General features: G+C 57.5%; 11 protein-coding genes. 3 read left to right on the top strand and 8 right to left on the bottom strand.

Features of this window, described 5'->3' with window-relative positions; genetic code table 11:
• Positions 1-73: 73 nt before the first annotated feature.
• Positions 74-2,089 carry a PAS domain S-box protein gene (locus VFA76_00815; protein HZR30376.1) on the bottom strand — a complete coding sequence of 672 codons (2,016 nt, stop codon included), beginning with the start codon at positions 2,087-2,089 and terminating at the stop codon, positions 74-76.
• A gap of 349 nt (positions 2,090-2,438) precedes the next feature.
• Here VFA76_00815 and VFA76_00820 point away from each other — a divergent pair, with 349 nt between their 5' ends.
• A complete protein-coding gene (locus VFA76_00820) occupies positions 2,439-3,749 on the top strand; it encodes a hypothetical protein (GenBank protein HZR30377.1) in 1,311 nt (436 codons plus the stop codon).
• Positions 3,750-3,827: 78 nt separating this feature from the next.
• Here the strand turns inward: VFA76_00820 and VFA76_00825 are convergent, their stop codons facing one another.
• The 4 genes from VFA76_00825 to VFA76_00840 form a co-directional block, all read right to left on the bottom strand.
• Complete coding sequence (locus tag VFA76_00825) at positions 3,828-5,600, bottom strand: hypothetical protein (protein ID HZR30378.1); 1,773 nt, start codon at positions 5,598-5,600, stop codon at positions 3,828-3,830.
• A gap of 396 nt (positions 5,601-5,996) precedes the next feature.
• Positions 5,997-6,842 (bottom strand): peptide chain release factor N(5)-glutamine methyltransferase, encoded by an 846-nt coding sequence (prmC, locus tag VFA76_00830; GenBank protein ID HZR30379.1) that lies wholly within the window; start codon positions 6,840-6,842, stop codon positions 5,997-5,999.
• Positions 6,843-6,901: 59 nt separating this feature from the next.
• The gene (gene prfA / locus VFA76_00835; GenBank protein ID HZR30380.1) at positions 6,902-7,981 is read right to left on the bottom strand and encodes a peptide chain release factor 1; all 1,080 of its coding nucleotides are present in this window, start codon (positions 7,979-7,981) and stop codon (positions 6,902-6,904) included.
• Between the two features lie 86 nt (positions 7,982-8,067).
• Positions 8,068-9,054: a DUF1385 domain-containing protein gene (locus tag VFA76_00840; GenBank protein ID HZR30381.1), complete on the bottom strand. Its 987-nt coding sequence runs from the start codon at positions 9,052-9,054 to the stop codon at positions 8,068-8,070.
• Positions 9,055-9,193: 139 nt separating this feature from the next.
• Here VFA76_00840 and VFA76_00845 point away from each other — a divergent pair, with 139 nt between their 5' ends.
• Complete coding sequence (locus VFA76_00845; GenBank protein HZR30382.1) at positions 9,194-10,972, top strand: ATP-dependent DNA ligase; 1,779 nt, start codon at positions 9,194-9,196, stop codon at positions 10,970-10,972.
• Here VFA76_00845 and VFA76_00850 read toward each other — a convergent pair.
• Positions 10,969-11,913, bottom strand: a complete 945-nt coding sequence (locus VFA76_00850; GenBank protein ID HZR30383.1) for a cation diffusion facilitator family transporter — start codon at positions 11,911-11,913, stop codon at positions 10,969-10,971. The genes VFA76_00845 and VFA76_00850 overlap by 4 nt on opposite strands.
• Positions 11,914-12,274: 361 nt before the next feature.
• On the opposite strand from VFA76_00850, the gene VFA76_00855 reads away from it, so the two are divergent.
• The gene (locus VFA76_00855) at positions 12,275-13,396 is read left to right on the top strand and encodes a BON domain-containing protein (GenBank protein HZR30384.1); all 1,122 of its coding nucleotides are present in this window, start codon (positions 12,275-12,277) and stop codon (positions 13,394-13,396) included.
• A 54-nt stretch (positions 13,397-13,450) separates the two neighbouring features.
• On the opposite strand, the gene VFA76_00860 is transcribed toward VFA76_00855, so the two are convergent.
• Together VFA76_00860 and VFA76_00865 are read right to left on the bottom strand one after the other, a co-directional pair.
• Entirely contained in the window at positions 13,451-14,005 is a 555-nt protein-coding gene (locus VFA76_00860) for a methylated-DNA--[protein]-cysteine S-methyltransferase (GenBank protein HZR30385.1), read from the bottom strand.
• An 88-nt stretch (positions 14,006-14,093) separates the two neighbouring features.
• Entirely contained in the window at positions 14,094-15,065 is a 972-nt protein-coding gene (locus VFA76_00865; protein ID HZR30386.1) for an OmpA family protein, read from the bottom strand.
• Positions 15,066-15,077 lie beyond the last annotated feature (12 nt).

A 15,077-nucleotide genomic window follows, 5' to 3' on the forward strand; every position in this document is an offset into this window, starting at 1 on the left:
GCAGCTCAGCCGGCCTCGCGTCCCGGAGCGTAGAGTTTCGGGATGCGGGGCCAATTTTTCTGTCAGGAACCGGCTACACAGCCGCGGCGCGCATTGGCAAAAGGATCCGGAATACGGTGCCGCTTCGATCGGAGTTGGTGGAGCTGCGGACGCGGATCGAGCCCCCGTGCTTGCGAATTATCCCTTGAGATACCCACAAACCAAGGCCGCTGCCCTTGCCCTGCTTGCTAGTGAAGAACGGCTCAAATATCTTTCGCATTGCTTCCGGAGGAATACCTGTACCGTTATCTGCTATTGTGATGCGCACCACCTCCGGAGATTGACCGTCTCTACCCAGCCGCGGCCCCACTCGGATTTTGATTTGGCCGCGCACCCGCAAGGCATCAATGGCATTAAGCAACAGATTGGCGAATACCTGCCGAAATTCGGCCGCATGCCCCCAGGCGCTGGCAGGGCCGCGGTATTCCCTCTCAATACGGATGGCTTTTTTGCGAATCGCAGGCGTACACAATTCCAGCACGCTATCGAGGACCTCAGGGATTTCAACATTCACCGGATTGGCCGTGTCCTTATAGAAAGACAGCACCTGGCGGGAAATCTGGCTGGCGCGCGACACTTCGTCCAGCAGCATATTGGCGTAACGCTGAGCCTCCGCATCCAGGGAGGGGTGAGTACTCAAGAGATAGCCGAGGTTAGTGATCGCTTCCAAGGGATTATTTACTTCGTGCGCGATCGCGGCTGACATGCGCCCAATGGCAGCCAGTTTCTCTGACTGAATCAGCGCGGCTTCGGCCCGCTTGCGGTCGGAAATATCACGAGCGATCTTAGAGGACCCAATCACCCGGTCATTTGCGTCCCGGACGGGTGAGATGGTGAGCGAAACCTGCACCCGTTCGCCATTTTTCTTCAGGCGCTCAGTTTCGTAATGCTTGATCGGTTCTCCTGCCCGCAGCCTGGCCAGGATCTCGTATTCTTCTGAATGCAGCTCGGGAGGGATCAGGGTGAGAATGGATTTCCCGATAATTTCTTCCGGGTTATACCCGAAGAGGCGGGTTGCTGCCTCATTCCAGCTGTTGATAACTCCATTCAGGTCCGTTCCGATAATGGCATCGCTGGCCGACTGAACAATCGCCGCCAGCCTGGATCGAACCTCATCGGCTTGGCGGCGCTCACCGATGTCGCGTGCTATCTTCGAGGCCCCAATTACCTTGCCCGTTGTATCCTTGATAGGAGAGATGGTCAGCGAGACGTATATGGTCTCGCCATTCTTCCTTACTCGTCTCGTTTCGTAATGGTCGATCTTCGAACCCCCTGCCAGCTTGCGCAGGATCTCGGGCTCCTCGCCGTGCAATTCGGGGGGGATCAACTCCAGAACGGACTTACCGATGATTTCCTCGGGGGCATAACCGAACAAACGCGATGCAGCCGCGTTCCAACTGGTGATGATACCGCGCAAATCCTTTCCGACAATGGCGTCGTCGGAGGAGTCCACGATGGCCGCAAGTTGCAACTTTGACCTGTACGTCAAAGCATTCTCAATCGCCAGCGCGGCGCCCTGGGCTAACAACATAAGAATGTGCTGGTCCGCCAGATCAAAAGGTCGCCCGTCGAGTCTGTTATGGAGTTGGACAAACGCGATCACCTCTTCGTGCCGGTCAACGACAGGGACACTCATGGCTGACCACACATTAAAATTCTCGTTGAGTTCTGGCCTTATCTGGGGATCCTCGGCTGCCGAGTTGGTTACATACGGCCGTTTGTTCACCAGCAGCCATCCTGGCAGCCCGTGGCCAGGAGGAAATGTGCGTTCGAAAGGCAACGCTTCCTGTTGGCGACGAAAGGAGCGCGAGACCAACTCTGCTCCTTTGCGCACCCCCACAAAGCCTGACTCTGCTCCCAGCAATGTCAATGCATCGTCCAGCAGCCAATCTAATAGCTGGTTCGTGTCCAAGCTGGAACTTAACCGGGCGGTACTGCGCAGCAGACCTTCAACCGTGGCGGTGCTCAGGGTGTGTTCGACCCGAGCAAGGTATTCTCCCTGAGGTGTCGGCGCAGGCTTGGGGGTTCGGAACTGCGTAGATTCACTCATTCTGGTGATCTGCTTAACCCTGAAGTAAGATGCAGGTCCTGGGCGGTAGTCCGCCTTGATTGAGCAATTTACATATTAACCCCGCCCGCTGCGATTGCGCAGCAGCCGTCGCTTCGAAACACATTGCCTGCACCTCAAAGATACCCATCCTAAGGCCTGCCGCGCGGGCAGGCTAAGCAAAAAATGGAACTTTCCTTGATGGCTTCTCCGGACTGCTTTTCGTTCCAGAGCTGGTTACCCTCCAGATAACACAACAGCAAGCCAAAGCGGTTGCCGCCGTCCTGAACGGCTGCTCCTCACCGCGTATCTCGATCCCGATTGGAGGAATCCATTGCAAAAAGCATTATGTATGTTTTTGTTTTCTTGCGTGCTTGCGCTGACGGCGTGTGGTGGCAGTGCGTCCTCGAGTTCCCCCCGGGCTCTGGCCGCATCTGCTCCTCTTCCCACTGGTCTCTCGCTGACCGACCTGGTCAGCAACAATACGAGCGCCGCCAGCAGCTTTCGGACCCAGCGCAACGGGAATATCGAGCCAAAGAATGTGAGCAAGGTATCGGTCCGCAGCCAGTTAAACGTCCCGGCCAGCACCCGGATTTACGCCCACCTGATGGTGTGGTTCGGAACTTCCCGCCACATGGACGTTGGATACAACTCCGCTGACCCTAAACAGGTGCATAGGCAGCTCGACGATATGCAAAGCCGCGGGATCCAGGGCGCCATCGTGGACTGGTATGGAACCGACCCAAGCCATCAGCACGAAGAGACGGCCACCGCCGCGGTAATGGAGGATGCCAGCCAGCGCAATGACTTCCAGTTTGCGATCATGGAGGATGGAAATGGCGGGCCGCTGGTTTGCGCCAAGAAACCCGGGTGCAGCATCACCAAGCAGGTGATTTCCGATGTGAAGCATATCGCTCGTAAGTACCAGGGTTCTCACGCTTACATGACCATCGGCGGACGCCCGGTGGTGTTCTTCTTCGGGCTGGAGATATACCCTGTGGACTGGAACGCGGTACGGGCCGCGGTGGGAAAGGACCAGGTATTCATTTTCCGCAACGCAGTGGGCTTTCAATACCCTCAGACCAACGGCGGCTTCGGATGGGTAAACATTACCCCGGGAAACCCTCAGGATTGGGGGCAGAACTACCTGGATTCATTCTATGCGGCCGGCTTGGAACACGCGGACCACACGGTAATTGGAAGCGCTTACAAGGGATTCAACGACACAATCTCCGGCTGGAGCCAGCGGCGGGTTGTGAATCAAAAGTGTGGGCAAACCTGGTTGAAAACCTTGGACGAGATCGGAAAGTTCTACTCTCAGAGCTCTCAACTTGCCGGGATCCAGTTGGTCACCTGGAACGACTACGAGGAAGGTACCGAGATCGAATCCGGGATTGACAATTGCGTCAGCGTTCGCGCGCGCGCAACCGGCGGGAGCATTCAGTGGACCCTGCAGGGCGATGAGGGCACAGTGGATCACTACGAAATCTGGAGCACGACCAACGGCGAGCACATGCATGCATTAGCCAGCGTTCCGGCGGGTACGCGTTCCTTCGATGTTGCGGGGAATGGGATCAAACCTGGAACTGGCCACAGCATTTTGGTGCAGGCGGTGGGCAAGCCCAGCCTCCGAAACCAGATCTCCGGGGCAGTGAAGTTCTAGGCCGGCAACAGACAAAAAGGGGAGCGCCCTGGGGGCGCTCCCTTTTTCAGGTTCAGGGGTTCTAGGGTAGGCTCAGGACTAGATAATTCGTAATGTAACCGGAACCGAGTTTCGGGACGACCCCGAAACTGCGTTCACCATGAAGCTGAAGGTCCCGGCAGGAGTCGGCAGCTGGCCCGATTTGGCGCTGGCGTTGCTGGCCCCCACTCCGCCACAAGAGCAAAGCAGGACACAAACCAGCAGCAAGGCACCGAGCAAAACCCGCATCCGCTGCTTGCGGCTTCCTGTGAGCACCAAGCCTACGAGACCGAATCCCGGCATTGATAGTGCATATACCAGTCCTGGCGCTAAGTTAGCGGCTTGTGTGTGTGAGGTGGTGATGGTAAGTCCAGCAGCGCGGCCAGGCAGCACGGAAGCAGGCGAGAAGACACAGCTCGTTCCCACCGGAAGCTGAGAGCAGGAAAGTGAAACCGGCGCGCTGGCGGCGTCGGATGATGAAACCGTGATCTGCAGCTTCCCGGATTGACCTGGAGTTAGACTCAAGCTCGAGGGTGCCGCCGCGACTGCAAGGCCTGAGCCGTTCGCGGCGTAAGTTACTGCCCGGGACATATGGTTCCGCAACGACGGCTTTCCTACCGCCTGCACGAACACCTTGTAACTTCCAGTTGCCAGGTTATATGAACCCAGGTTAAGAGAGCGGTTACCGGTGGCTACGTCGGTTAGCCGCATCAGGTTTTGTCCATCCAGAGAAATGTAAATACTGTAGTGGTCGAGGGTGTTTTCATTTCCCGAGATTGTCCAATTCAGCGCTGTGCCAGACACTGAAGCCGAAACACTCAGGCAGTTGTCTATTCCAGACTCGATCTCGGTCCCTTCCTCGTAGTCATTCCAGGTGACCAGTTGCACAGCGTCAAGCGGGCGGGTGGAGTTGTACAGGCTTCTGATCTTGGCGAAAGTGTTCAACCAGGTTTGGCCACACTGTTGTCCGCTGATGCGGTTTTTGGTCCAGGAGGCCAGGGTGTCATTGAAGCCCTTGAACACCGAGCCAAAAGTATGAAGGCTGGGATGGGCCTGCCCGGTTGTGTAGAAAGTGCTCAAGTAGGGTTGCCCATAGCTCGAGCTGCTCGGCCCCCAGCCATAGCTGCCACTCGTCATGTTGTGGGTGAAGCCGGGGCTATTACCGAAGATATATACCGGGCTACCGGGAATGATTCCCGCCAAAGCGGTCCAGTCAATAGTGTAGTGAAGGTCGATGTCGAAGTTGGTGACCAGTGGCCGGCCGTTGAGACGCATGTATGCCGGTGATGGGAAATAGGTCTGAGCAATATAGTTCAGCTCGTTGACGAGCACTTGCTGCGCCGTACAACCTGAGCAGCCATTCTTGATCGCACCTTTATCGATCACGATCGCGAAGCTGAACCCGGGATGCTTTTCAGCCTCCGCCATCACCAGCTTGGTGGCCTGGTCCTCGAGGTTTCCAGGACCATACCAATCAATCATGACGCCTGAAATTCCGCGGCTGATCATGTCCACAATCTGTTTGTGCACCTGCGCCGGGCTGGTGGAGGAATAGCCGACATTCATGTGGTTGGTTCCCCCGAACCATAGCATCAGATGGGCATATATCTTGGTGGTGGCGCCAGGGTAAAGCAGCGTTCTGATGTCTATCTTGCTGACATTGGTCGCGCCCATATTGCCGTTGCTCTGTGTGGCGAAGCTGTTGGCTGCGCTGGTGTTGTTGGCGAGCTGGGCTGCCAGGGTTGTGTTCGGAACAGGAACTATCTGGTTTAACCCGAATGAACTTGAAACGAACAAGGCGAGCAGGACTGACGTTGCAAGTGTGTTGCGCACGTGTTCCTCCCTAAAGCGTCGCTATTCGGGGGAAACGCTTTGCGTGAAAATGAATTGTTCGGCCTTGAGGTGAGCAGATTGTATGTCGGTTTCTGGGTATTTGGAACTAGACGAAAGACCGTAGTACTACTTAGATTTTGACCCTATGGTGCGTTGTCCAACATCCTGCCCAATGCTCACTGTAGGTAGTTGCAAATGCGAGGGAAGAGAGGCTTGGCGAGAGTTAGGGAAAGTCGCTAAACCAGAGTACTAGTCAACTATTGTGCCTGCTGTCTTGCCGGACAATCTTAGTTCTAAAGAACCATAGAGCGACCGGGGGCGACTGGCTGCCGCTGGATGGGTGCCTCGGGTGGTTTTACAAGATCTCAGAGCTATTCCCTATACGGCCGATCGGGATTATCTTCGTGCTGCTATGACTCGGCGAATTCCTTGCAAGTCTTTTGTGGCGCGCACCTCTTGCCATTTTTTTAGGGCCTCGCGGACTTGCTCGTAGCTGGAGTGGCCGATCTCCATTACCAACCACCCACCGGGTTTGAGGACCCGATGCGCCTGTGGAGTCAGATCACGAATAATCTCCAAGCCGGTCTGGCCACCAAACACGGCATGTCTGGGCTCAAACTTGCGGACCTGCGCCTCCACCGTGTCGGCTTCCCATTCACCGACATACGGCGGATTCGAAACCACAAAGTCGAATTGCCCCGTTAAACCCGCAAGCAGGTCGATTTCGTGAAAGTGAATCCGCGTATCAAGCTGATGGCGGGAGGCATTGGCGCGAGCAATCTCCAGCGCCGCTCCAGATATGTCGGTGGCGTGAATCTCGGCATCGGGCAGCTCCCTGGCCAAAGCCAGCGCAATGCACCCCGAGCCTGTACCAACGTCAATGATTCGAAGATTGTTGGGCGTCTGCGCTCCGGCCTTGGCCAACTCCAAGACGGTTTCGATGACATGCTCGGTTTCTGGGCGGGGAATGAGCACCGCCGGCGTGACCACAAGGTCCATGCCCCAGAATTCCTGATGGCCGGTGATGTACTGGGCGGGTACCCCGCGTGCGCGCTCCGCCAAGGCTTCGTCGTAGCTGAGCAATTCGCCCGCGACAAGCGGGCGCTCGCCGTGGGCGTAGAGGTATGCCCGATCGCAGTTCAGGACAAACATCAGCAGGAGTTCGGCGTTGAGGCGGGGCGAGCCTATATGCGCGTTAGTCAGGCGCTTGACAGCCGATTGCAGGGCGTCCCGAAGCTGCATGAGGTTATTTCAACACCGAGGGACGATCTTCTTCTAATTCGCGAGCCGGAAGCTTGGGTTTAACGGACCGCAGCGGTTTCTTGCTTCAATTTTTCGGTCTGGTAATGCGCAATCAAGGCGTCAATCAGGGGCTGGAGTTTGCCGTCCATGACGTTTTCGAGCTGATGCAGGGTAAGCCCGATACGGTGGTCGGTTACGCGGTTCTGCGGGAAATTATAAGTGCGGATCTTCTCGCTGCGGTCCCCGCTGCCCACCATGGCACGGCGTTCTTTGGCCAGCGCCTCCTGTTGTTTCTGCATTTCCACCTCGTACAGGCGGGCACGCAGCACGCGCATGGCTTTCTCGCGGTTCTTGATTTGCGATTTCTCGTCCTGACAGCTGACCACAGTGTTCGTTGGCAGGTGGGTGACCCGAACTGCCGAATAAGTCGTGTTTACGGACTGGCCACCTGGACCCGAGGAACAGAAAGTATCAACGCGCAGGTCTTTGGGCTCGATTTTAATGTCCACGTCTTCGGCCTCCGGCAGCACCGCCACGGTTACCGCCGAGGTGTGGACCCGTCCCTGCTGCTCGGTTTGAGGAACACGCTGCACCCGATGCACTCCGCTTTCATATTTGAGCCGGGAGTAAACGCGATCCCCTTCGATGATGGCAATGACTTCTTTTAGCCCTCCAACGCCCGACTCCGAAGTGGAAAGGACCTCGACTTTCCAGCGCTGCGTCTCCGCGTATCGGGTGTACATGCGGAACATCTCAGCCACGAAGAGAGTGGCTTCGTCGCCGCCGGTGCCGGCGCGGATTTCCAATACGATATTTTTTTCGTCATTGGGATCTTTGGGCAGCAACAGGACTTTTAGTTCCTCCTCCACGGCATCGACCCGCTGCTGGAGCTTGTCCAATTCTTCCTGGGCATAGGCCCGCATCTCGGCATCGGCCTCGTCCGCCAAGACTACCTTGCTCTCCGCAATGCCGCGTTTCAGGTCTTTATATTCCCGATATTTGCTGACCACGTTAGCCAATTCGCTATGGGCCTTCGCGGCTTTCTGATAACGCCCGGAATCGGAGATCACCTCAGGCGAGGCGAGCGACTTCTCCAGCTCTTCGTAACGGGCTTCGATTTGGTCAAGACGTTCGAACATGGTATGGGCAGCGAATGAAAGCTCCAGCTTATTGTAAGCGGATTGTGGTACGCACAGAGTTCGGAAAGAATTGCGCGGCGGGGCCGCTAGGCAATCACTAATTCGCCGCCGCGCTGTTCCTCGAGCGCCATGGCGGAGTTCAGGGCTGCAATTGCGCATTCCACCTGGTCATCGCTTGGGGGTTGGGTAGTAATACGCTGCAGCCACAGACCAGGAGCGGTCATCAGCGCAAAAAGCGAGCCGCGGTGCTTGGCGGCGAAACGGATGATTTCGTACGAGATTCCCGCGATGACCGGCAAAAGCGCAATGCGAACCGCAAAACGCGCCCAGAATGTGGTCACCGGAACCAGCGTATAAATCACGATGGAGATCAGCATCACCGTCATGAGGAAGCTGGTTCCACAACGCGGATGGAAGGTGGAGTACTTCTGTGCTGCCTCAATGCTCAGAGGATCTCTTGACTCAAACGCAAATACCGTCTTGTGCTCGGCGCCGTGATACTCATAAACCCGCCGAATGTCCTTCCAGAGCGATACCGACCAGATGAACAGTAAGAAGAGCCCGATGCGAATGACGCCATCCACCAGGTTAAATGCGATCTGCCCGCTCAAAGCAGGCGACACCTTCTTCAGTTCAGTGGCCGCCAAGAGGGGCACGAACTTGTACATGAAGATAAAAAAGCCGACGGATAGGAAGATGTTGATCGCCGCCAGCCACCCGCTGAATTCGAGCTTCTTGCCTGACTCCGGTTGAGGCACTTGATCCAAGGCGACGTTCGCGGAAAACTTAAGGGCCCGAAAGCCCAGCGTCATGGCATGACCTAGAGTCACAACACCACGAACTATTGGCCACCCCATCCACTTGTGCTTCTCGGAAAGGCGGTCCAGCGGCTCAGTGTGCGAGGCAATCTCACCCGAGGGCTTACGGACCGCGATGGCCCAGGCGTGAGGGGAGCGCATCATAACGCCCTCGAGAACCGCTTGGCCGCCGACCAGGGTCTCTTCACCGCTCTCGAGCGCAGGGAGCAGCTGTACGGCAATCAAGAAACGTAGCATCTGACGAAAAAAGGGCATGCTGATTAGATGTCCTTCAAGCAGGTGGAGTAACGCTAAACCAGGCTCGTTCCTTTAAGAGGTTACCGCAGGTAGTCTGAATTGTCACGAATCGCCGCTGCTGAGCCCCACCTCACCGACGTGGCATCAAAACTAACGAATGTACCTGCTCGCGCCCGCTTGCGAAGCCATTGCCGCAACTACCAAGAAGCTGGAAAAGACGCGCATTGTTGCCGAGTACCTGAAGTCACGCACCCCTGAGGAGGCGGCGGTCTCCGCGGTGTTTCTCTCCGGCCGGGCGTTTCCCGCCTACCAGGAAACTACTCTACAGCTGGGCGGGACTCAGCTCTGGAGAATCGTGCAGGACCTGTCGGGAAAATCGGAGGCCGCGATGGCGGCTGCCTATCGCAAACACGGAGACCTGGGCGCGGCTGCCCACGACCTGCTGGCAGCGCGATATAAGAGTGCGCCTTCCAATCCGCTCAGCGTAATCGCAGTAAAAGAGATTTTCGAGCAGATCGCGCGCACGCGAGGTGCAAACGCCAAGATGGCTATCGCGCTCGAGTTGCTCTCCGAAGCCACACCGCTCGAAGCCAAGTACCTGATCAAGATCATGACCGGCGACCTGCGGATCGGCATGAAGGAGAGCCTGGTGGAGGAAGGGATTGCTAAAGTATATGGCGCCACAGCACGCGAGGTGCAGCGGGCAAATATGTTGCTGGGCGATATTGGGGAGACGTGCCGTTTGGCTATCGAAGGGCGCTTATCCGATGCACGCATGCGGCTTTTTCATCCTATCGGCGCGATGCTGGCGACTCCCGTGGAGACCGCAGAGGAAGCCTTCGAGTTTTTTCAACATGCCGCGGTGGAAGACAAGTACGACGGTATCCGCGCGCAAGCCCATTGCCGAGACGGTACGGTCCGCTTGTTCTCGCGAACCCTGGACGATGTCAGCGAATCATTTCCCGAACTTACAGAGGCCTTGGGCCGATTTTCAGGGCAGCTGATCCTGGATGGTGAAATCGTCGCCTGGAGCACAGATCTCGAGGACGCGGACTTGGCAGAGTCTTCTGCACAGCGAAATGGGAACAGCTCGGGACGGGCGCTGCCATTTTCGGAGCTGCAGAAGCGCCTGGGACGCAAGAAAGTCGCCGAAACCCTGATGCGCAGCGTTCCGGTGGCTTACGTAGCCTTCGATGTGCTTTACGCCGATGGGGAGCTGGTGATTGATCGGCCGCTGCACGAGCGCGCCAAGGTCCTGGATGGAGTTTTCGGCCGCGTGCGGAGGCCGGCCACCGTGCGCACCGCCGACCCTCAGGGCAAGCTGACCTTTGAACCAGCAATCACGGTGGAAGACGAGGCGGGCATTCAGGCGGAGGTCATTCGTGCGCCTGTATTGCGGGCCGATTCCGCGCAGCACCTGGATAAGTTGTTCGAGGCTGCCCAAGCTCGCGGCAATGAAGGATTGATGATCAAGGATTTGGAATCGCCCTACACTCCCGGCCGGCGCGGCCAATCCTGGCTAAAGCTTAAGCGCGAACTCGCAACCTTGGACGTAGTTGTCACCGCGGTTGAATATGGCCACGGAAAGCGTGCCGGGGTGCTCAGTGATTACACGTTCGCTGTACGCTCCGGCGACCGGCTCGTGAACATTGGGAAAGCCTATTCTGGACTGACGGACAAAGAGATTGCTGAGATGACGCAGTGGTTTCTCGCTCACACCCTTGTGGACCGCGGGTTCATCCGCGACGTGGAACCAAAGATCGTGCTGGAGGTTGCATTTAACGCCATCATGCGGTCTGACCGGCACGAGAGTGGATTTGCACTGCGCTTTCCGCGGATCTTCCGCATCCGCGATGATAAGACTCCGGAAGCGATAGATACTCTGGAGACTGTCGAAGAAATCTACCGGCGGCAAATTCAGCGTTCGCCTGGCTAATGTGTATGCTCGGCCTGTTCGTTGACCGTGATTACGCATCCATGCGCAACTTCGCACACTACGTTTTCAAACTGAATCGTGGTGTGGACGATATGGAAGTTGCGGCGCAAGGAATCCTTTACTTCCCGCAGAATGCGCTCGCTTGCCGAAGGCGGAATATCAGCAATGCTGATATGGCAGGAGAGCGCGTGTGTATCTGATCCGATGCTCCACACGTGCAAATCGTGCACGTCATTCACGCCCTCGATGCTGGCAATGGCATCCGAAATTTTCTCGAGTTCCATACCGCGCGGGATACCTTCCAGCAGGATGTTCAAAGTTTCACGGACTATGGCGAAGGAAGACCAGAGAATCAGAGCGCCAATGCCGAAGGAAAGTGCGGAATCAATCCACACCTGCCCGGTAAGCAGGATCGCCCATGCGCCGGCAATGACCGCCGCCGTGGACAGAGTGTCGCCAAACATGTGCAGAAAGGCGCTGCGGATATTGAGGTCGCGGCTGCTGCGATACAGCAGGACCGAGATCACACCATTCATCAAAACGCCCGCAGCGGCCACCCAGATCATCAGGCGCGGGTGCACATGGGCAGCCGAATGCAGACGGTGGAAGGCGGCGTAGAAAATGTAAAACGCGATTCCAACCAACGCGATGGCGTTCAAGAAAGCGGCCAGCACTCCGGCTCGGTGGTATCCAAAGGTCTTGGTGGCGCTGGGAGGGCGGGCCTGCAGGTACACCGCCGCCAAAGAGAGTAGCAGGGCCAGAAAGTCGGAGGCGTTGTGCCCTGCCTCGGAAAGCAAGGCCAGACTGTGCGCCTTAATTCCGGCAACGATAAGCAGGCCGATATAGGCGAGAGTGAGGACCAGAGAAATGCGCAGCACCTTGGACGTATGGGCCTGATTGGGGGACGTACCTTCCTGCCGCTGTCCGAGATGCACGTGCATTATGGTTCCAGTTTAAGTTGAGCTGCGATGGGCTTCAACCTTCCATTTTTGTGTAGAGCGGAACCTTCACGTAGGGGCAGCCGCCCTCGGCTGCCCGGCACAGGCGAGGCGCCACGTATGTAGAGAAGCTGCCCAAGACGAGAATACCCACTTTGGGGGCAGACGCACTCGGCTGCTCTGGCTAGCGTAGCTCGCCAGCTACTCTCGAATTCGGCAAATGGTGGACGATCCTTCGGGGCCTAGCCTGCTTCTAAGCTAGAGAAGAATCTTTCTCTAAGCTGGCCGAAGCTACCCTGGCGCACTTCTTCGTCGCAGGCGCATTCGCCTGTATCTCAGAGCACTTGATGGAGGGAACACCGTAATGAAGGTACAAAATATATTCTTGACCGGTGCACTCGCTTTGGCAACAAGCTACGGCCTGGCACAAAGCCAGACACCGAGCGGCAATCCACCGATGAGTGAACAGCCGTCAACTCAGCAGTCTTCGCCACAGCCCTCAACCCAGCAACCTTCGACGACGGCGCCCGACCAGACCGCGCCTTCGACGCAACAGCCTTCCAGCACAAGTCCTGATCAGACTCAGGCCAAGGCCGGAGGCAGCGCCCAGGTCTCTGACGACACGTTGGTGCAGGAAGTGAAGCAGAAACTTTCGGCCGACGCGAATCTGAGCGGCATCAATGTCGAAGCCAAGAACGGCGTCGTCATCCTCAGCGGAACGGTGAATTCGAAGGATGCGCGCAAGCAGGCCAAAGAATTGGCCAAGTCGGTATCTGGCGTACGCAAGGTCAAAGAGAAAATCAGCGTATCCAGCACCGCCAGCACCTCCAGCAACATGGGACCTGGCTCCAGCGAAACCCAGAACAACAATGCTGGCAGCATCGCTGGCAATACCACGCAACAGAGCGGCGTAGCGGCGGGTTCGGCAGCTGGTGGTAATCCCAGCAGCGCCCAGACCGAAAGCGCGCCCAGCGGTTCAACCGCAACTTCCCAGAGCAGCACTTCGGCAAGCACCTCCGGCAGCAGCTCTGGCAATATGAACGGCAGCATGCAGCCCAGCACGCAGGCTTCTTCTCCGCAGCTGCAATCGCAAGTGCAGAATGCGCTTCAGCAGGAGCCCACGCTCGCCAATACCACCATCATCGTGGCCGTAACTGATAGTGCGATTGATCTCAGCGGCAACGTCAATGCGGAAAAGGACAAGCAAACCGCTGAGCGCATCGCCCAGTCGTATGCGGGCAACCGTCGCGTTACTGACCACTTGAACGTGGCTGGCAGCGGAGCCAACGCTGGTTCGCAGTATCCTTCGACCGCGAACCCGCCGAGCTCAACTCCTTCGTCCACTGCGAACCCACCGAGTTCTAACCCGGGACAGGTAGAAAATCCGAACGCGGCGCCGCACGGTTCACCGAGCGGTGATGTTCCGCAGTCCACGCCTCCCACGGTCCCACCGCAGAGCCAGGGATCAGTTCCTCCCCAGCACTGAGCGGGAGCTTAGTTAGGAACAGCAAAGGCGGCCTTCGGGCCGCCTTTTTTATTCTCAGGATGCCACCGTGTTCACGCGAAACAAAGGTTCCTGAAACTGCGCTGCCACCCGGGCAGAAAGGCGCACGCCTTCCAATTCCAGCAGATGTTTTTTGAGCGGGAGACCTCCACCATAGCCGCCGAGGGTACCGTCAGAAGCGATCACCCGATGGCAGGGCACTACGATGGCGACCGGGTTGTCATGATTGGCGAGCCCCACGGCCCGAAATCCGCGAGGACACCCGATCGTGCGCGCCATGTCGGCGTAGCTGCGCACTTCGCCATAGGGAATTGCCAGCAGGGCCTGCCAGCAGCGCTTTTGGAATGAGGTCCCCCACAGATCGATGGGGATACTGAATTGACGGCGCCTGCCGGAAAAATATTCTTCCAGTTCGGCCACGTAAGGTGCAATCGCAGCCTCCCAAGGTTCCCACGAAGCGTCTGCGAACATTCGACCTTTGGGCGGAAAAAGGTGATTGGCAAACTGTAGCAGCGCCAGGCCCCGTTCGGAGACGGCCAGCCTCAGCGGTCCCACCGGTGAGTTGTAAATTGAATGATGCAGGATCTGCATGGCAGTCACAGGCTACCACTGAGCCTGTTCGCGGCCGAAAATAAAAAGCCCCTTGCCTGAGCAAGGGGCCTTGGTGACGCTTTGGTTCTTACTGCTGGGGTTGGGCTGAGGTGGCCGGTGCGGCATTGGCGCCGTTCGAGCTTAGCTGCTCCAGGCTGTTCTTCAGCAGGCTGATTTCAACTCGCCCGCCGCTGGTGCGCTTGGCCTTCGTGGTACCAGCATTGGCTGCGGGAACCGGGGCATTGCCCAGGCCGAGCAGATAAATGCGATACACCGGAATCTCGTGGTTGAGTACGAGGTAACGGACCACCGACTCCGCCATTTTCTGGGAGTTGGCAATTGCGGACTGGCCACGTCCTGACGAGAAGCCCTGTACTTCAATGATGTAGCCGCGCTGACTCTTCAGCGGGGTGGCCATATCATCCAGTGCTTCCTTGGCGCGCTTGCTAAGGACCGTCTGGCCGGAGCGGAAACGAATTTCCGCCTGGGTAGCCGGCTTGTACTGGTCAATGTTGCTTACTACTTGCTCGACGCTGCTCAGCCGGGTGTTGGCCTGGGTGGCGGTCTGAGTGGCGCTCTGGGCCTTGTTGCCGGCATCAATCGCATGCTGGTCGGCTTCGTTGGCCTTAGCAGAGGCGAGTTGAATGCCCTGCTGAGCGCGCGCATCCACATCCTTGATCAGCTTGGCGTTGGACGCGGTCAGATCGTCGAGTTCGTTGACGCGATCGCGGATCGGCGAAAGCTGGCGTTGGACGTACTTTTTACGGGCAAAGGGATTCAGCTTGCCCCAGAAGCCCTGCTGCTTGTCTACCACCAGCGGCTTAAGCGTGCCGCTTTGATCGCTGCTGGCCAGAGCCGGTTGCGAGCTCTGGGCGGCAGGCTGGGAAGACTGGGCCGCTGGCTGCGAAGATTGCGCCGCCGGCGCCGATTGGGTCGCTGCCGGCTGCTGGGCTGCCGGTGGTTGTGACTGATCAGTTGAAGTAGTAGTGCTTTGCTGAGCCAGCGCCGGCACCGTCAGGGCCATAGCCAGCATCAGCGCTAACCACACGCGGTTCTTCATTGGAAAACCCTC

It is taken from the genome of Terriglobales bacterium, assembly GCA_035651655.1.
In the GTDB taxonomy this organism is placed as follows: Bacteria; Acidobacteriota; Terriglobia; order Terriglobales; family Acidobacteriaceae; genus DASRFG01.